Genomic DNA, 18,361 nt, shown 5'->3' on the forward strand with positions numbered 1-18,361 from the left:
TTAATGACTGATTTTTTCTGTCAACACACCCATACTATAGAGCACAAACGTAATCACAGTGATTGCCACGATAAATGGGGTTAATGCCCAAATCACGATATTTATTAATAATGAAGGCACGAGTCCATCAAACAGCTCAATATCTGGAGTAAAAAATTCAGTCATCACATCGACAGAGCGCTTGGCAATGGGAAATAGTAACGTACTAAGAGCCAATATATAGACATATTTATTAAAACCTGGGTCACTCATGACAACTATAAAGTAAAACCCTAAGAAAAAAGCAACGCCTAGCGCCCAGCATTTTAGAGTGTAACTTAAACGAATCATGTTATCTCCTCCCCAATCTATGCAAATATCATCTACTGAAAACAGCTCAAATACATTCATTTTTTTAAATATATACTATATGTTATATTACGGATGTATAGTGAAAGTCAACTGTTTTTTGCTTGAACAACCAATTTCTTTTGGCTAAAAAATGGGAAAGTATAGAGACATCTTGAGTGGTATTGGCCTTGAAACCTAGTTATCAATGGGTTTTTCGATACTCAGATGAATTCTTGTAGCCAAAAGATAGTAGTGCTAGAAAGCGCTAAAAGAGTAGTAGTTAATCAATAATCTGTGGTGGTAAATAAATGGTGAATTCATTTAATGGCTCTATGAGTACGCTGTAAGGATGGTTTTGCTCTGAAGGAGTCACAATACCTAAGGTTGATAAGAGTTTGAAGTTGGCAGAGATAAGGGAGGCAGGTCTGACATTGAGTCTTTTATGCCAAACTCGATAAGTCCCAAGCTTACCATCACGACGATGATAAAATCCTGCCAATGGATGGGTCAAGTAAACAAGAGCAGACTCAGTATCAGGAAAACCTGTAAATGCAAAAACATCCTTTGCCTTTTGTTCAAGAGATACTTCAGCAGCAGCCCATTCTGAATCAGCAGCGACCGAATATTTTGTATACCTACCAGTCTCATTATCAAAGTGACAATCGAAAGTCATATCAGCACTATGCCATGGCAGATTCCATAAATATCTAGGTATTGCCAATGTCCAAGAATCTAGGGTCGTACCCAGAAACCATACACAGCGTTCGCCTGTCTCTGTATCTATGATGTAGATACGATAATTGGTCTGCCCCATCGTGAAGGTTGGAAAAGGAAGAACGGCAGAGGTGAAATCAACGTCAATAAATGGGACAACAGAAATCAAGCCTTTTTCTATACCATCTATTATTACTGTATCAAGCTTGAACCGATCGGGAAATATACCCTCAAATCTCTCTGCTGGCACCGCGTAAGTGATAATAGAAAAATGCTTGAGACCACATAAAACGTCTAATCCGGTTGGTTTAGGCCTATCATGTAGATAATCTTCAAAACGTCTCAATTCTTGCACGACATTTCCTTATATAGTTATGATGGTGGATACTCAAAAAACTTATGATTTGTATTCGCTGTAGATATAAATAATGAAATGGCTATCACATCAACTCACTACTTGGGCTCACACCAAATAATCGCTTATATTCGCGGCTAAATTGACTAGGACTTTCGTAACCAACCTGCATGGCTATTTGTGATATTTGCGCGCCGTGTATCTTAATCAAACGTCTCGCCTCCATTAATCGCAAGCTTTTTTGATATTGTAATGGGCTTAATTGGGTAATTTCTTTAAAGTGCTGGTGAAACCCTGAGATGCTCATGCCGCATCTACTAGCTAAGCTCTCAACCATAATAGGTTCATCTAAATGCGCCTTTATCCAGTCAGTCGCTTGGGCGATGCGGTGTGTATGGCTACCATCGACAACCAATTGCCTGAGTTTACCTCCTTGCTCCGCTGAGAGCAGGCGATAGTATATTTCTTGCTGAATCAACGAAGCCAAAAAATCAATGTTATTTGGATAATCAAGCAAGCCTATGAGCCGTTCAAATGCTGCCATTATCGTATCGTCTAGTTGCCACTTTATTCCTAAATGACTACTTGCCATGGATTGATTGGAAGGTATCTTTGCCAAGACGTCTCTAATCATGGCTAAGTTTAGTTTCATCGATAAAACGATGACAGGATTTTTGATTGAGGCGTGTTTGATGTGCATGCTCAGCGGAATATTGACGGGGCAAAACATTAGATTGCTATTATCAAATCTTTGACAGTCAGCTCCTAAGTAAATCTCTCGCTCACCCTGAAGTACAATACAAATGCTTGGCTCTTGGATATAACTGACGGCTTTGCTTGGTCTGTCTGCACAGTAAAAAAACAAACCTGCAACAGCAGACTCGATGGTTTTATTTCTAGGCAATACGGTAAGAAGGTGCTCAATGGTTACTGGGTTCATGATGATGACTTGTTTTATAAGACTGTCTGATACTATGAAATTTTGTAGGATTAGGCAAGAGTTATAGAGGTCTGTTCTAACGCATAAATGCAAAGGGTTCTATAATAATTTCATCGCAACAGCGTAAGTACGACCTCTAATAACATGAAACAAGGAATAATTACTCATGAAAATATTTTATAAAACCCGCGCGACAGCCACTGGTGGACGTTCTGGCCATACTGGATTAGATGATGGTTCATTAGGGTTTGATTTGGTATCTTTTCAAGAGCAAGACAAAGAAGGTGTTAATCCAGAACAGCTTTTTGCTATGGGTTACGCGGCTTGTTTTGATAGCGCTTTGAGCATGACTGCACAGCACATGAAATTGCCTGTCACCTCTTCAAAAACCTCTGCACAAGTAGGTATCGGTATGAAAGCTGACGGCAGCTATAACTTAGAGGTGGAATTGTCTGTAGAAGTATCAGGTATTGATGAAGCACAGGCGCAGCAGTTGATCGAAGCCACACATCAGGTGTGCCCGTATTCTAACGCTACTCGCGGCAATGTAGAGACTCGCTTGGAAGTTACCGTTGTTTAAGGTATTGTTCGATTGAGAAGAATATCCTTCTCCAATTTATCTGTCTAAATACCAAACAAAAAAATCCAGTGTTAGATGTTTGAAGCAAACGTCTGACACTGGATCCATGCACCTCTGATATTTATTAGGTGAACTGCTGATTAACTCTCTAGTTGATCAATAATACTTTGATATTTCTCTTTTTTGCCAACCAGTTTGCTATGCTCTTTTTCTGCATTGGCGTCTGATTTTTTAGAATCTTCTGCTTTTTTATCGAAAGTTTCCAGTTCTGCATTGACACCATCAAGCAGTTTATTCAATAACATAGCAACGGCTTTTTCAGATACCCCGTATGTCATGCCAGAAGCTTCAGACTTAAGGTCGTCTTTTAACTTAGCCGCCCATTGATAGACATTGGCTACGGCCGCGCTGTATTTATCTTCTTTATCCGACTTATCGCTACCTGACTTGTCATCCTCTGACTTTTTGTCATCAGATTTATCGCCTTTATCAGATATAAAATCATCTTTTAGCTTAGCTGCCCACTGATATATATTGGCTATCGTCACACTCTTATCGTCTTTGTCCGACTTATCGTCTTTGTCCGACTTATCGTCTTTATCCGACTTATCGTCTTTATCCGACTTATCGTCTTTATCCGACTTATCGTCTTTATCCGACTTATCGTCTTTGTCCGACTTATCGTCTTTATCTGACTTACTGTCTTTATCTGACTTACTGTCTTTGTCAGATTCATCAGACTTGAAATCTTTATCAAATATATCATCTTTATTAGACTTGTCGTCTTTGGCGTCGTGATCATCGTCAGAAATTAAGTCATCACCTTTTAAGACTTCTACAGAGGTCACAGCACTATTCTTAGGAGCTTCTACTGACTCATTTTCTACATTATTATTAGAAGAGTTGTTTGACATGATTTTTATCCTTTTTAGTATTATTTATTGGAGTAGATTGATACTCGATATTAAGCCAGTAAACTCTTCTATTCAGTAGATTAATGTAAATGTATGATGTAAATTCTTGCGCTTTCCCTCTCTATATTTACTGAATTAGCTGCCATAAGTAACAACGGTAATGTATAAAGTTTTTTCTATAACCATGACGGACTGATTAGAAGCTATTGAAGTAAAAAAACATCGAAAAATGCTGTAGCCAAACGTCTGACTTTCACCAATGATGAGTCGCTATATACTATCTTGATCTGTATTCTTATCGACTACTTTTTATTTAAAATAAATATTAAAACTGCTCCCAAAATAACCGTGCTTGCAATGATAAATGGCATAGTCAGCTGCTCAGATAAAAATACCACGCCTAGTATGGCAGCAATTACAGGCACACACAGCTGAACGATAGCCGCTTGCGTATTCTTTAATAAAGGCATCGCTGTATACCAGATACTGTAGCCCAACCCTGAGGCGATCGCTCCTGATGCACAGGCGAGTAGTACCCCTTCAGTCGTAATACTTTGTAAATTGATATTCTTTAAGCCCATATCGTCCAAATACGTCATACCCACCAGTAGTAGTATCGGAACGGCTACCAAACTTCGCACGAAGTTAAACCCTGTCGCTCGAAGCGGTGAGACGCATGATTTACCGCGTATACTGTATACCCCCCATGCCACGCCGCTCGTGGCCATTAACGCTGCCGCCAATGGTGATGGTATGGCAGCCGATGGCAACATCAAATACACGAATCCTGCCACTGCGACGACAAATGCTAGCCATTGTAGTACGCTTAATTGCTCTTTTTTATAGATGCCCCAGCCAATCATGGTGAGCTGGACTGCTGAAAATAAAATCAATGCACCAGTACCCGTATCAAGCTCTACATACGCAATCGAAAAGCATAGCGCGTAAATCACTAAGCTGACACTACTCAGCCAACTGCCTTTATCACTTAATATAGCGTGAGCAGCAGCGCTGTCATGATTGGAGGTTTGGCGCCGCAGTCTGTATGAGTGAATGGCCATGATAAAGATCAAACAGGCAGTCGCACTGAGCAGACGAATGATCGTAAAACTCCAAGCATCGATATAGCCTTCTGCTAATGCCATTCGGCAAAACAGAGAGTTTGCGGCAAAAGCAATTAACGCAATAATGGTATAAATAGTGGCTTTCAAAAGTAATTCCTACAATGAATAAATGGCACAAAACAGGCAAGCATAGGATGTCAATTTTAGGTTTCTAGATACGCTGTTATAGCGATCGCTTATTTTTTAGCGAAAATAATAGATTGATAACTTATCAATCTAATTCATAGCTGTCTCACAAGACAGGATATTTTGTCGTACTTGTGGCAAAAAGTCTCTTTTAAATCAGAATAACGATAGTTGTATTGACGATAAGGTATAAATATATGGATGATGTGCTTTGCATCAAACGAACTATTTGAACACCATTCATTAAAAACAATAAATTAGATAAATAGGAAACGATAGTATGGATTGGGCAAGTATTTTTATTCATGACACAACTTGGTTATTTGCCTTTGAAATCTTAATACGTGTCACTGTCATGTTTGTATTGATTATTACATTTTTACGATTTACTGGTAAGCGCGGTGTCCGTCAGCTCTCTATTTTTGAGTTAACCATCATTTTATCGCTAGGTTCTATTGCAGGTGATCCCATGTTCACCGAAGACCTGCCCATCATTCAAGCGGTATTAATCATGGGTACCGTCATTTCGCTCTATAGGCTTTGTACTTGGGCGATGATGAAATTTCAGCCTTTTGAAGACCTGTTAGAAGGCAAGTCACTTTATATTGTAGAGGATGGCATGCTAGTACTTGATAAAATCAAGAAAGGGGAGATGTCACACGATGAGTTTTTTGCTGAAATGCGTCAGCAGGGCGTTGAGCATTTAGGGCAAGTTCGTGTTGGTTTGCTCGAGACAGATGGTAACTTTAGTATCCTATTACATACGTCTGAAAAGACAGACTACGGTATGCCGCTTTTCCCTAAGCAATATCGACCTGTCGAGCAAGTAGAGCCAGGTATCTATTATGCTTGCATGTATTGCGGTTATGTTGACGAAATCTCTGACCCCAATCAGTGTTGCCCACGCTGCGAGGATAATTGTAATAACTGGGCCAAAGCTTTAAACAATCATATAGTCAAATAATATAAGCACTTGGCTGGCTTAGCTTATCAATTGAGCTACGGCAGCCAAGTGCTTTTTTTAAATTATCAGATAAAAATCTCTCATTTACTGACAGTTTGTCTGACTGGTTTCATAAATAATATGGGTTAAGGGGCTTGCATAATTTACGTGACTTTATTTAGGTGACTTTATACCAGTCAAGTTTGCGAGTCATCACCATCACGCAGGCAAGTATCACAAAGCAGAATATTGCACCCAGTAATAGATTTAAGTCCTCTGTACTTAAAATACCGAAAAATGCAGCATATAGTCCAGCAAGTGTTGCGGTAAAGATTACTGCCCGTTTTAAACCGCCAAATACATAGTAGCTATACCAGCCAATAAGCCCGACACAGGCGCTAGCCGCCACCATATATGCTTGCCAAAATGCGATTTGTTCTGCAAGCGGTAGTAATAAGACATAAAAAACAAATAGCGCGCAGCCGACTAGCAGATACTGAATAGGATGGATACGACTTGATTTGAGCACTTCAAACAAAAAGAAAGTGCCAAACGATATTAAGATTAGCAGCAGAGCATACTTCATGGCTCGTTCAGTTTGTAGGTAGACATCATTTGGGCTCGCAAAACTAACCCCAAAGCTGTTCAGCAGAACACTTTGATTGCTGCCAGCCACTGTCGCGCTGTCTGCCGTCAGACCTCTCGATGACTCAAAATCGGTATTGAGCGTTGATTCACTCATGACAGTACATTGATGGTTAGGTGCGCTGATGCACTGAGAGAGGTATTGGTTATTGGCGACGGTCAAATACTGATTTTGCCAACTGGCATCAAATCCTTCAGCGGTAATGCTCTTGGTATTTGGTAATGCTTTACCGATGAAGTTTGGTGTCTGCCAATCACTGTGCATTGACAGAGTAAAGTTCTGCCCAGTTGGTACAGTCGTTAAATTGCTAATGCCAGCTAACGGCAAGTCGATCACAATATTGAGTGCTTGATTGTCCTTAGGGTTAGGTAACTGGCTACTTACCCCTGGTTTATCTAGATTTTTATCCTTTGAACCTGTGGTCACAAGAGGTTCTTTATTCTGCTGGCTAGTAGGATTGCTTAATTGCTCCAATACATCTTTAGGAATATCTACTTCAACATAGGTTAAGTTTTCTATCATTGGTATCTGCGGATAGTTTGCTTTAATCGATTTTTGATTGATTGTGACGGTAGGTAGGGTAGCGACACCGCGTAAATCAGATGCAGGAATAATAAGTTTTGCTTTATTCCAGTGGGTAATGGTTTTAGCTAGTTGCGTGTTATCTGCATTAGGAGAGGTACCGACTGAATCTGCATCATTGTCAATTGTATTTCCAATCTGATCTAAATTTTCTAAAGTCTCTGCAAACGTATAACTCTGATCGAATGTCAGCTGACCATCATAGCTAGTCGCGCTATAGATACCGCGTTTATAAGTATCAGTATTTACTTTTAGGTCTTGTGCAGCTTGCGTCTGAGTGGCAAATACCGTCTCAGTTTTCGAGTATGAAGGTTCGCATTTGCGCTTTACATTTAGTGTATCTGTTGCATCTGACTGACAGGCAGGTGTGACTGTTGTAGGAATGGCGATAAATGGGGTGATAACTTCTTGTGGATTGACATGCTGCTGGGTGATTTCTTTTATTACTGACGCTGCGTAGTTTTGCCTCTCGTATATGATAGAGCCAATCATACTGAGTCCAATCGAAAAGATAATACAAAGTCCTACAATGATAGATAATTTCGTCAATAATGTCTTTTGCATGTTGTCGCCTCCTAAGTGTCTTTAATCCATAGCTGCCGAGATAGCAGACTATGGCTTTAAAAGACATCATAGAGAGGGCGTGAATAGAAAATGTGCAGGAAATATGAAAAAACTGTGAAAGCATGAGTATTAATATTTTTGGATAAGTATTTTTTGAGTATTAATGCTTTTTTGTATCGCCAACGACTTTATCCATGATAGCGAATAACAAACCAGACAACACAAAGGTCATGTGAATAATAACCTTCCACATGAGCTTGTCAGTATCGAGCTCACTCATTCCACTTGAGATATCCATAAAGGACTTTAACAGGTCAATCGCTGAGATAGCGACGATCGCTCCGATGACTTTGAGCTTTAGGCCAGAAAAGTCAACTTTGCCCATCCAGCTAGGACGATCATCATGGGTGCCAGTATCGATTTTTGAAACAAAAATCTCATAGCCACTGAATATAATGATAAGCAATAAACTGGCAACTAGAGAGATATCAACCAATACCAATATATCTACAATCACACTGGCTTCAGAGGCCGTGAGAATGTCAGCGAACATATACCAAAGCTTTTGGACAAACTTAATAAATAATAAAATAATGCCTAGCACTAATCCTAGATAAAAAGGCGCCAGTATCCAGCGGCTATTAAATATAGTTTTTTCTAAGTAAAGTTCAAACTTCTTTAGCATGGGTATCTCTTAATTTTTAAAGACACAAATAACGTTAATTATTGGCATAATATAGGTTAGCTTCAGTCGTACTATATGTTAGCTACATCAGCGAGCTGCGCTACTACTTGCCGGACGCGCTCTTTTCTATCGCCACTAATGCGCTGAAATGGTTTTTGATGCTTGCTTAATTGACTGGCGAAATAAGCACTTATTTCATCACGTTGGTGTGGACTGTCTCGCAGGTCATCAGCCACCCAAGGTGTATCAACATCAGTCAATAGTATCAAATCATAGTGATGCGCCAACGCTGCTTGCTCAAGGGCACTAGGACAATCGCCATAATACCAATAGGAATAGACCATCAGTTCAAACAGACTGGTATCGCAAAACACATAATGACTGGCATCAGACGTCTGAGCGACCTGTTTGGCTAAGGTGTTCTCTAGTGTAATTTGCCCCTGTGCGATAGGGAGTAGATCCTCCCAGGTACAAGTCAGGCGCTCGTCATCCCATTTTGCTTGTAAATAGGTGCGCATATACTCTGTCACCCAAGGACTATTGAAATGCGCGGCCAAATCACGACATAAGGTCGTCTTACCCGTACTTTCTGCACCTAAGACCGCGACGTTGATGACAGATTTAGGCGTATGTTGCTCGAGGTTGTATACGGTAGCGTCGTTGCCATTCATAATATGCCCAGATTGCGATAAGAGTGAAGACTACATATTGTAGCGCGGTAAAAGTGAAACCTTTATAAAAGTATAGCGGTACCGATATCGCATCAGCGATGATCCAGAGTATCCAATGCTCGATTTTACGCCGTGCCATGAGCCACATTGCCATCAAAAATAAAGCGGTAGTGAGCATGTCAGTATAATCGACCCAAGTAAATAAATGCAGTCCAAGTACCGCACCATCGAGGCTAAAGCCATTATTAATCACTGGACGGAAGTAATAAATCAATCCTACAAAAGCTACCGTTCCTGCTGCCAAAGCAGAGAGGATAGGGATGTCGTTTGCATGTAAATGCTCAATACGGACGTTATTAGCATCTGATTGCCCATGCTCAACAGACTGGTTTTTCTTGTTCTTTGACCAGTTAATCCAGCCATACAAGCTCATCACGGTATAGTAAGCATTGATGAACATATCGCCAAACAGCTGCCATTTCCATAGTAGATACACAAATATAGCAGTGCTGACCAGTCCGATAGGGAAGACTAAGATATTGGTTTTGCTGGCAAGTAAGACACTGGCCACACCGAAGACAACAGCAATCAATTCAAGGACGATGAATATCGTAGAGTAGTCAGCGTACTGACCAAATAACCAGTTGAGAAGTTCTGCCATTAGCATTCCTAAGTATGAGCGTGTATCAATGTTCTGAATAATTAAGATAGTTCGACGAATAATACAGAATAAAATGATGCCAATTATAACGTAGCTACCGAAAAATGCGGCCAGTCTTTGCTCATTTATGGCAACAAACAGGTTATTTGTAACAAAGTATTAGAAAAATTATAATATTCAGGCATAATAAACACACTGATTTTAAGTTTACAGTTATTCACTGAAATTGAATGGCTATTATTTCCACATTTATGCTTATTCCAAGCACCACAGTAGTAGACAAGGAAGCTTATCATGACGACTTGTATCACGGGCACTGGCCTGTATATTCCGCCTTACAGCATCAGTAACGAAGAGTTGGTTGAATCATTTAACCAGTATGTTGAAAACTATAATACTGAACATGCTGAAGAGATAGCCGCAGAGACGGTTACAGCGCTTGAGCCTTCATCGGCTGCGTTTATCGAAAAAGTATCAGGCATCAAATCACGCTATGTGATGGAAAAAGACGGTATCTTGAATACTGAAATTATGGCGCCCGTTATTGCGTACCGTAATTTGGGCGAAGAGCTGTCAGTCATGGCTGAGATGGGCGCAGCAGCGCTTAGAGATGCATTGGCTGATGCAGGACTTGAGGCCAATGATTTAGATGGTATTATTCTGGCTTGCTCAAACTTTCAGCGTACCTATCCTGCCGTTGCCATCGAGATCCAAAACGAGATTGGTATGATCGGCGGCTTTGCTTATGATATGAACGTTGCATGTAGTGCAGCGACTTTTGGTCTGTCACAAGCCCATGGTTCTATCGTCTCAGGTCTGGCTAAGCGTATCGCTGTGGTCAATGTAGAGATCACCTCAGCGCATCTAAACTGGCGTAACCGTGATAGCCACTTTATCTTTGGTGATGTGGCCACTGCATCTATCGTAGAAGATCTAGACACGCCAAAAGGCTATGAGATTCTAAATTCTAAACTGTTTACCCAGTTTTCGACCAACATCAAAAACGAATATGGCTTTATGGATCGCTCAGAGTATCTAGCGGCGCAGACTGAGATGTATCCAGATATCAAAGCACCAGTCACTGATAAGCTTTTTCTCCAAAACGGTCGTAAAGTTTTCCGTGAAGTCTGTCCGAAAGTGTCAGAGATTATCACCGAGCACTTGCAAGAAAATGACATAGCAACGTCTGATGTCAAAATGATGTGGTTACATCAAGCCAATGCCAATATGCTCGATTTGATTTTACGTACCGTCATTGGTAAAGAAGCGGACAAAGCCATTGTCCCAAGTGTCATCGCTGAATTTGCCAATACCAGCTCAGCGAGTCCTATGATTGTATTCCATCGCCACAAAGATGACCTGTCATCAGGTGATTTGGGTGTTATTTGCTCATTTGGCGCAGGGTACTCTATTGGGTCGGTACTGGTTCGCAAAGTCTAATATTTCGAATAAATGCCTCTCATAGACAAAAAAATAGCTAAGAATATTCTTAGCTATTTTTTTGTCTGCCGTTTTTGCTATTGAAATTGAGTCTAGATATCTAGATATAGACAGAGATGTTTGAGAAGATAACAACAAGATTGCTTAGAATATCGACAAGAATGCTTAGAGGTTTTAATTTACCCCCAAAAATTTGCTATAATCACGGGCTTACTCCTCTTATCCAATTAAAAGTCCTTTTATGAAAGAATCCTTACGCCTGCGTTTAGACCAGATGGTAGACCGTTATGAAGAGGTCACCGCTTTATTGTCAGATCCTAGTGTCATCAGTGATAATAACAAGTTCCGTGAATTGTCTGTTGAGCACAGTGACTTGATGGAAATCACGACGTTATGGCAAAATTATGTGGGTGCAGAAACGGATCAGGCCGATGCAGAGACGATGCTAGCTGATGCCACAGATCCTGACATGAAAGAGATGATGATCGATGAGATTGATAGCGCCCGTGATACCATCGCCCAGATGGAAGAAGCGCTCAATCTTATGATGCTACCAAAAGATCCAAATGATAAAGTACCTGCATTTTTGGAGATTCGTGCTGGGACAGGCGGCGATGAAGCGGCGATTTTCTCTGGTGACTTGTTCCGCATGTACCAAAAATACGCGCAGAGCCAAGGCTGGACATTGGACGTGCTGTCTGCAAGCGAAGGCGAGCATGGCGGGTATAAAGAAATCATCACTCGCGTATCAGGCAACAGTGTTTATGGTCGCCTAAAGTTTGAATCTGGCGTGCACCGTGTGCAGCGTGTTCCTGAAACCGAAAGCCAAGGCCGTGTGCATACCTCAGCTTGTACCGTTGCAGTCATGCCTGAAGTTGAGATTGATGATACCGTCGAGCTCAACCCAGCTGACATCCGTTTTGATACGTTCCGCTCAAGCGGGGCTGGTGGTCAGCACGTTAACACCACTGACTCAGCCGTGCGTTTAACGCACATTCCGACAGGCACAGTCGCAGAGTGTCAACAAGAGCGTAGCCAACACAAAAACCGCGCACAAGCGATGAAAATGCTCATCTCACGTATTCAGCAGGTTAAGGTGCAAGCACAAGTCGATGTTGCTGATTCGATGCGCCGCGATTTAATCGGTAGTGGCGATCGCAGTGAGCGTATTCGCACCTATAACTTCCCGCAAGGGCGTATGACCGATCACCGTATCAACCTGACCTTATACAAGCTTGATTCTATTATGGAAGGCGACTTGAATGAGATTCTTGATTCATTGTTGCGTGAGCATCAGGCTGACTTGATGGCCAGTATTGGCGGCGGGGAGCAATAGCCAATTCTATGTAAAGTATAGCGTTATATCTTTTTTTATCATGATGTTTTTTATAAAGGTAGGGCGTGTTGATTGTTAAATACGCTCTACATGTTGATTTAATTTTTCTGTTTTCGTTTATCCATTTAATTACCTAATAATATTGAGAGTGTTATGTCAAAGCACAATAATCAGAACCAAGAACAAACCCCAGTGGTAGAAGATGCTAACGAGCTGATTGCACAGCTACAAGCCAAGCTAGACGACATCACGGCTTCTGGTAAACAGCCGTACCCAAACACGTTCAAACGCACTGATTATGCGCAAGACTTGCAAGCGGCTTTTGATGGTATATCAAAACAAGAAATTGAAGAGAAAGCCGGGAATGGCGAAAAGACACAGGTCAATGTCGCAGGGCGCGTCATGCTCAACCGTGGCTCATTCATTGTCATTCAAGATATGACAGGCCGTATCCAGCTGTATGTGGCGCGTAAAGAGCTCGATGAAGAGACGCGTGCAGGTATCAAATCACTAGATTTGGGTGATATCGTTGGGGTATCTGGTTATATCGGTCGCTCAGGCAAAGGTGATCTGTATGTACATATCGAAGAGATTAGCTTGCTCACCAAGTCACTACGCCCAATGCCAAACAAATTTCATGGTTTGTCAGATGTCGAAGCGCGCTATCGTAACCGTCATCTTGATTTGATGACCAATGAGACGACTCGTGATACCTTTATGGTTCGTAGTCAGATCGTCAGCGGCATTCGTCAATTTATGCTAAATGAGCGTTTTATGGAAGTTGAAACGCCAATGATGCATCCTATTCCAGGTGGTGCAGTAGCCCGTCCGTTTGAGACGCATCACAATGCGTTAGACATGCCATTATATCTACGTATCGCACCTGAGCTTTATCTTAAGCGCTTGGTAGTTGGCGGGTTTGAGCGAGTATTTGAGATCAACCGTAGTTTCCGTAACGAAGGGGTTTCAACCCGTCATAACCCTGAGTTCACTATGATTGAATTCTATCAGGCCTACGCTGATTATCATGATTTGATGGATTTGACTGAGCGTTTGTTTAACCAGCTTGCAACCGACATATTGGGCACCACAGAGCTGACGTATCAAGAAGAAGCCATCAGCCTAAAAGCGCCATTTGCCCGCCTGTCGATGTCTGATGCGATTGCAAAATATGCCGAAAACTTCGATATGGCACGTATTAATGATCGTGAATATCTAGCAGAATATGCATCAACGACACTTAAGCAACAAGTCAAAGATGTATTTGGTGTGGGCAAACTACAAACCATCATCTTTGAAGAAACGGCTGAGCATCAACTGCGTCAACCAACGTTCATTACTGAGTATCCAGCTGAGACATCACCACTAGCGCGCCGTAGTGATGACAATCCTGAGATTACCGATCGTTTTGAGCTGTTCGTGGGTGGTCGCGAGTTGGCCAATGGCTTTAGTGAGCTTAACGATCCAGCGGATCAGGCTGAGCGTTTCCGTGGTCAGGTTGCCGAAAAAGATGCAGGCGATGATGAGGCCATGCATTTTGATGAAGAATATATCGAAGCATTGGCTTATGGTCTACCGCCAACAGCTGGTGAGGGTATTGGTATCGATCGCCTAGTAATGCTATTTACCGACTCTGCCAGTATTCGTGATGTGATCTTGTTCCCGCATATGCGCCGCAAAAACGATAGTTAGAGTGGGTTTGCTTGCCATAAATCCACATTAATAGTGAACTGGATATGAAAGAGCTTTTACTTATTGAAATAGAATGGGTTTAAGCTTTTTTATGAGACCTCATTTATAGGAATGTTATGGATACTCAGCAAGCACCGCTTTCATTGTGGCGACAGATGATTCAACAATTTTCTTTATCTTTGTATGAATTATCTGACGACAAAATAACGGCTGACCCTGAAAAATTTCAGGGTTATGATTTTGTTTTTGAGTGTTCTAGCGCTACTATTTACTTGATCGTCAATGATGTGATGATGCAAGCGAATAAGCAAGAGGTCGATAGTGCCAAAGTTCGTGAGTGGAAAAAAAAGGCGGTTAATACATTAATCAAACGTCACACTCAGCTTTATCTGAAAAACAACCAGTCGATGGTAGAGGGTAAGACATCGATAGGGGATAAAGCGGTTTATTTTGTTGGTTTGACGTCACTGTCTTTTGAACATCAAGACGAGAAACTAGGCTCATCCTCTTATGCGATTGATTGTGAATACGGTAGTCAGTTCTTTGCTGAAGACTGTGTTCTAGACTTGGATGATGAGCAGAGTGTCTTACAGATATTTAGTCATCGAAACTTCGTCACTATACTCAGTCAGTTAGTGACACCAAGTGATCTAACAACATTTTTAGATTTTCACCGTGGTCAGTTAACGAATTTTGTATCTTTTAAAAATGAATCGACACTTCTGACACAGTTTTTACGATCTTCCAATTTTCACCAAAGAGCGATTAGGATACAAGAGCAGTTGGTTGATGCTGAGCTAATCGATCAAATCGAGCCACACTTACTTCGAGCAGTAGAACCCAATCAGACAGAATTTGCCAATGCGTTAATGGCTGAAATTCAAAAAAATACTCGCATGTGGTATCAGCTATTCAATAGCTTGCTCAAGCGTTATCGTAAAGCGGGACAGCCGTTATCCCCTGAGTCTGTCGATATTTTGGCAGATGAGTCAATGTATACCTATGCTTGTCTGGTAGAAAAAGTATTGGCATACAGAAAGGCTGACCAAGAATCGCGCTGGGATGGTTATACTAGTCATGCGCACTCTTATCATATTTTTGGACGTCAATACCTTATGGTATTCTATGCTCAGAATGAGAGCAGCTCGTTGAGTGCAGAGAATGTTCGTCTGTCTCACCAAGATTTATTGTCAGATCTCAATGCGCAAATGCAGACACCAGTGATGGATGAACTGTTTTTGATTGGTGTAGAGTTCAGGCCTTGTGAAGACAGTGTAAATACTGAGGTGTACTTAGATATTTTCCATCAAAAAGGCGCATTTATTGATGTAAATACCAAGCGCTTACACGAACGACTGGCTCAGCTCAAAGCTCAGCTATAGTCAATCCGATGTGATACCTATCAAAGAGAGTATTAGGTTCGCTTGATATCAATTGATGTCATCGCTTTGCTAAACCCGTTACGGTTTATTAGACCTTTACTCGCCTTTTTATATTCAAAGTATATTGAACTGACTAGGGCGTGTCCTCATTTTAAAAATGGTGATAAAAATGAGATAAATTGCAGTCAAACAAGGAAAATAGCGCAGATAATATCGAGATATTAGTCAGCTATTTGACGCCGTTTGGCAAGATTTAACCATTTTTAACCTATTTAGATGACTATCGATTAAATTGAGGACATGCCCTAGATAATCTATACTTAATATAGAGCATGGCCTAATACCCTGTCTCTATTTGTACTATTTACATTACCTGTATTACTTACATTGGCATTTACTATGACGCAGCAATATCAAGTTTTAGCTCGCAAATATCGACCCAAAAACTTTCATGAGTTGATTGGGCAGACGCATGTCTCGCAAGCGTTGATTAATGCGATTGATTATAACCGCTTGCATCATGCGTATTTGTTTACTGGAACTCGCGGTGTGGGTAAGACGACGATTGCGCGTATTTTATCTAAATGCTTGAACTGTGATACAGGTATTACCAGTACGCCTTGCGGTGTGTGCGATAATTGTGTGGCCATTGATCAAGGGCGGTTTATTGATCTTATTGAGATTGATGCTGCCTCGCGTACCAAGGTTGAAGACACTCGCGAGTTGTTAGACAATGTCCCATATGCACCAAGTCAGGGTCGCTATAAGGTTTATCTTATTGATGAAGTGCATATGCTGTCGACCCACAGTTTTAACGCACTCCTCAAGACGTTAGAAGAGCCACCTGAGCACGTAAAATTTTTGCTCGCGACCACTGATCCACAAAAATTGCCTATCACTATTATCTCTCGTTGTTTGCAGTTTGTGTTACGTCCACTACCGCAGACATTGCTGAGTGAGCATTTGGCAAATATCTTGACCCAAGAGCAAGTTGGCTACACGCAGCCTGCGCTTTGGCAATTGGCGAGTGCGGCCAAAGGTTCAGTACGTGATGCTTTATCTTTGACCGATCAGGCCATTGCTTTTGGCCAAGGAGCATTGGACGATGCCACTGTCAATGCGATGCTCGGTCTGATCGATGCGGCTGATTTGGTCAGTTTGATTACTGATATCTACAACCATGATAAGTCTGCTGTCGCGGCTCATATTGAGCAAATGCGCGCTCAAATGGTAGATGCGACCAGTATGTTCGATGGACTCGCTGAATTACTTCATCAATTGGCACTGACTCAATTATTACCTGAAGTTGCTTTGAATGTGAATGAAGCGCAAGCACAAAATATCAATATACTTGCGCAGCATATCAGTCCTGATGTATTACAGCTGTATTATGAGATCGTTGTGCAAGCACGCGAAGGCGTCAAGCTTGCTAGTACACCGATGCAAGCACTTGAGATGTGTATATTACGTCTACTGGCCTTCCGTCCACTGCCTGTCGATCAAATGTTGAATTATACAAATGATAGCAAGGTTTCTGCTACAGAAACGCCAGTCATAGAGTCGACTGTTTCGATACCACCTGCAAATGCGATTACAAATGAAACGTCAGCGCTGATACAGCCTTATGATGCTGATTACCAGATACCTAGTCATGATGAGCTGCAGAGTAACATTTATGATAATAATGACTTTGACGCAAATAGTAATAGTAGCAGTGACCAAGTTTATGACTTAGCACCGTCAGTGACTCATGTAAGCTCTAAATCTATTGTTGAGCCTGAGCCTGTTGTTGAGCCTGAGCCTGTTGTTGAGCCTGAGCCTGTTGTTGAGCCTGAACCTGTTGTTGAGCCTGAGCCTGTTGTTGAGCCTGAACCTGTTGTTGAGCCTGAGCCTGTTGTTGAGCCTGAGCCTGTTGTTGAGCCTGAGCCTGTTGTTGAGCCTGAGCCTGTTGTTGAGCCTGAGCCTGTTGTTGAGCCTGAGCCTGTTGTTGAGCCTGAGCCTGTTGTTGAGCCTGAGCCTGTTGTTGAGCCTAGCGCAAATGATTCTCAGTTATCTGTACAATCTGATGAGGATCCGCGCACGTTACTACGCTGTCCCCCACAAGAGTTAATAGGCGAGTGGAACCCAGAAAAATGGGATTACTGGTTACAGACAGCTCGTGAAAACGAGGTTCTGGCACAGGATGAATTGGCGCTGGCGCGTCAAGGTACGATGACCGGTCAATGCAATGGTAAGGCAGTATTTTTGACCAGTGTAGACAGCAAGCATTTGCAGGTTACCTTTCAGCAATTGGCTGCCAAGCTGCAACAACAGTTTACACAAGCTGATATTGATTTAAAAATAGATAGCAGTATCATGCAAACTGAGGACAAAACTCCTGAGCGTCGTCAGCAGACACGTTTAGCACAAGCCAAATCTGTTGCCGAGGCCAAGCTCCTTGATACCGCTGTTATGCAATATCTGACTGACCGTGGTGAAGGAAAAATGGGCAAAGTACAATTGTATTAAGCGTTATTAATAATACTAAGCTTAGTACAAACTAATGCTCAAGTTTATTTAAAAATAAACATATAGACTCAGTATGGTTTTATATAAAATATCAAGGCGATAGAGTGATATCGTCTTGATATTTTTTGTTTTTATTATGAGTCAAAGGGTTTTCTCGATTAAGAGAGA

At 41.5% G+C, this 18,361-nt stretch carries 16 protein-coding genes; 7 read left to right on the forward strand and 9 right to left on the reverse strand.

All coding sequences use genetic code 11. From position 1 onward, the window contains the following. The 3 genes from IP485_RS07255 to IP485_RS07265 all read right to left on the reverse strand — a co-directional run bounded on the left by IP485_RS07255 (window position 1) and on the right by IP485_RS07265 (window position 2,339). Window positions 1-330 carry a hypothetical protein gene (locus IP485_RS07255; RefSeq protein ID WP_194364326.1) on the reverse strand — a complete coding sequence of 110 codons (330 nt, stop codon included), beginning with the start codon at window positions 328-330 and terminating at the stop codon, window positions 1-3. A gap of 280 nt (window positions 331-610) precedes the next feature. Continuing rightward, the gene (locus IP485_RS07260; RefSeq protein WP_198326659.1) at window positions 611-1,399 is read right to left on the reverse strand and encodes a DUF2071 domain-containing protein; all 789 of its coding nucleotides are present in this window, start codon (window positions 1,397-1,399) and stop codon (window positions 611-613) included. Window positions 1,400-1,484: 85 nt separating this feature from the next. Continuing rightward, window positions 1,485-2,339, reverse strand: a complete 855-nt coding sequence (locus IP485_RS07265) for an AraC family transcriptional regulator (protein WP_194364328.1) — start codon at window positions 2,337-2,339, stop codon at window positions 1,485-1,487. 166 nt (window positions 2,340-2,505) lie between these two features. Here IP485_RS07265 and IP485_RS07270 point away from each other — a divergent pair, with 166 nt between their 5' ends. Then, on the forward strand, window positions 2,506-2,919 hold the full coding sequence (locus IP485_RS07270; RefSeq protein ID WP_194364329.1) for an organic hydroperoxide resistance protein: 414 nt from the start codon (window positions 2,506-2,508) through the stop codon (window positions 2,917-2,919). 140 nt (window positions 2,920-3,059) lie between these two features. Here IP485_RS07270 and IP485_RS07275 read toward each other — a convergent pair whose 3' ends face one another. Both IP485_RS07275 and IP485_RS07280 read right to left on the reverse strand, forming a co-directional pair. After that, the gene (locus IP485_RS07275) at window positions 3,060-3,833 is read right to left on the reverse strand and encodes a hypothetical protein (protein WP_227686464.1); all 774 of its coding nucleotides are present in this window, start codon (window positions 3,831-3,833) and stop codon (window positions 3,060-3,062) included. A gap of 302 nt (window positions 3,834-4,135) precedes the next feature. After that, window positions 4,136-5,044 (reverse strand): DMT family transporter, encoded by a 909-nt coding sequence (locus IP485_RS07280; protein WP_198326660.1) that lies wholly within the window; start codon window positions 5,042-5,044, stop codon window positions 4,136-4,138. Window positions 5,045-5,363: 319 nt separating this feature from the next. Between IP485_RS07280 and IP485_RS07285 the strand changes: the two genes are divergently transcribed. Next, window positions 5,364-6,047: a DUF421 domain-containing protein gene (locus IP485_RS07285; RefSeq protein ID WP_198326661.1), complete on the forward strand. Its 684-nt coding sequence runs from the start codon at window positions 5,364-5,366 to the stop codon at window positions 6,045-6,047. A 157-nt stretch (window positions 6,048-6,204) separates the two neighbouring features. Here the strand turns inward: IP485_RS07285 and creD are convergent, their stop codons facing one another. From creD to pnuC, 4 genes are all read right to left on the reverse strand, one after another. Then, on the reverse strand, window positions 6,205-7,818 hold the full coding sequence (gene creD / locus IP485_RS07290; protein WP_198326662.1) for a cell envelope integrity protein CreD: 1,614 nt from the start codon (window positions 7,816-7,818) through the stop codon (window positions 6,205-6,207). Between the two features lie 160 nt (window positions 7,819-7,978). After that, window positions 7,979-8,503: a TIGR00645 family protein gene (locus IP485_RS07295; RefSeq protein WP_198326663.1), complete on the reverse strand. Its 525-nt coding sequence runs from the start codon at window positions 8,501-8,503 to the stop codon at window positions 7,979-7,981. A gap of 71 nt (window positions 8,504-8,574) precedes the next feature. Continuing rightward, entirely contained in the window at window positions 8,575-9,174 is a 600-nt protein-coding gene (locus IP485_RS07300; protein WP_198326664.1) for an AAA family ATPase, read from the reverse strand. Then, a complete protein-coding gene (gene pnuC, locus IP485_RS07305; RefSeq protein ID WP_198326665.1) occupies window positions 9,125-9,835 on the reverse strand; it encodes a nicotinamide riboside transporter PnuC in 711 nt (236 codons plus the stop codon). The genes IP485_RS07300 and pnuC overlap by 50 nt, the downstream gene beginning before the upstream one ends. Window positions 9,836-10,129: 294 nt before the next feature. Between pnuC and IP485_RS07310 the strand changes: the two genes are divergently transcribed. The 5 genes from IP485_RS07310 to dnaX all read left to right on the forward strand — a co-directional run bounded on the left by IP485_RS07310 (window position 10,130) and on the right by dnaX (window position 18,193). Beyond that, a complete protein-coding gene (locus IP485_RS07310) occupies window positions 10,130-11,275 on the forward strand; it encodes a beta-ketoacyl-ACP synthase III (RefSeq protein ID WP_194364337.1) in 1,146 nt (381 codons plus the stop codon). A 241-nt stretch (window positions 11,276-11,516) separates the two neighbouring features. Then, complete coding sequence (gene prfA / locus IP485_RS07315; RefSeq protein WP_194364338.1) at window positions 11,517-12,611, forward strand: peptide chain release factor 1; 1,095 nt, start codon at window positions 11,517-11,519, stop codon at window positions 12,609-12,611. Window positions 12,612-12,764: 153 nt separating this feature from the next. Continuing rightward, window positions 12,765-14,303, forward strand: a complete 1,539-nt coding sequence (gene lysS, locus IP485_RS07320; protein WP_198326666.1) for a lysine--tRNA ligase — start codon at window positions 12,765-12,767, stop codon at window positions 14,301-14,303. A gap of 116 nt (window positions 14,304-14,419) precedes the next feature. Then, entirely contained in the window at window positions 14,420-15,685 is a 1,266-nt protein-coding gene (locus IP485_RS07325) for a hypothetical protein (RefSeq protein ID WP_198326667.1), read from the forward strand. 399 nt (window positions 15,686-16,084) lie between these two features. Next, window positions 16,085-18,193 (forward strand): DNA polymerase III subunit gamma/tau, encoded by a 2,109-nt coding sequence (gene dnaX / locus IP485_RS07330; RefSeq protein ID WP_198326668.1) that lies wholly within the window; start codon window positions 16,085-16,087, stop codon window positions 18,191-18,193. Window positions 18,194-18,361: the final 168 nt, after the last annotated feature.

Origin of the sequence: Psychrobacter sp. NG27, from assembly GCF_016106655.1 — a bacterium.
Classification (GTDB): domain Bacteria; phylum Pseudomonadota; class Gammaproteobacteria; order Pseudomonadales; family Moraxellaceae; genus Psychrobacter.

Excerpts from the sequence above, each read along its gene's own strand:
- IP485_RS07255 (WP_194364326.1), bottom strand. The coding sequence starts at position 330 with ATGATTCGTTTAAGTTACACTCTAAAATGCTGGGCGCTAGGCGTTGCT.
- IP485_RS07265 (WP_194364328.1), bottom strand. The coding sequence starts at position 2,339 with ATGAACCCAGTAACCATTGAGCACCTTCTTACCGTATTGCCTAGAAAT.
- IP485_RS07270 (WP_194364329.1), top strand. The coding sequence starts at position 2,506 with ATGAAAATATTTTATAAAACCCGCGCGACAGCCACTGGTGGACGTTCT.
- IP485_RS07275 (WP_227686464.1), bottom strand. The coding sequence starts at position 3,833 with ATGTCAAACAACTCTTCTAATAATAATGTAGAAAATGAGTCAGTAGAA.
- IP485_RS07285 (WP_198326661.1), top strand. The coding sequence starts at position 5,364 with ATGGATTGGGCAAGTATTTTTATTCATGACACAACTTGGTTATTTGCC.
- creD (WP_198326662.1), bottom strand. The coding sequence starts at position 7,818 with ATGCAAAAGACATTATTGACGAAATTATCTATCATTGTAGGACTTTGT.
- IP485_RS07295 (WP_198326663.1), bottom strand. The coding sequence starts at position 8,503 with ATGCTAAAGAAGTTTGAACTTTACTTAGAAAAAACTATATTTAATAGC.
- IP485_RS07300 (WP_198326664.1), bottom strand. The coding sequence starts at position 9,174 with ATGAATGGCAACGACGCTACCGTATACAACCTCGAGCAACATACGCCT.
- pnuC (WP_198326665.1), bottom strand. The coding sequence starts at position 9,835 with ATGGCAGAACTTCTCAACTGGTTATTTGGTCAGTACGCTGACTACTCT.
- IP485_RS07310 (WP_194364337.1), top strand. The coding sequence starts at position 10,130 with ATGACGACTTGTATCACGGGCACTGGCCTGTATATTCCGCCTTACAGC.
- prfA (WP_194364338.1), top strand. The coding sequence starts at position 11,517 with ATGAAAGAATCCTTACGCCTGCGTTTAGACCAGATGGTAGACCGTTAT.
- lysS (WP_198326666.1), top strand. The coding sequence starts at position 12,765 with ATGTCAAAGCACAATAATCAGAACCAAGAACAAACCCCAGTGGTAGAA.
- IP485_RS07325 (WP_198326667.1), top strand. The coding sequence starts at position 14,420 with ATGGATACTCAGCAAGCACCGCTTTCATTGTGGCGACAGATGATTCAA.
- dnaX (WP_198326668.1), top strand. The coding sequence starts at position 16,085 with ATGACGCAGCAATATCAAGTTTTAGCTCGCAAATATCGACCCAAAAAC.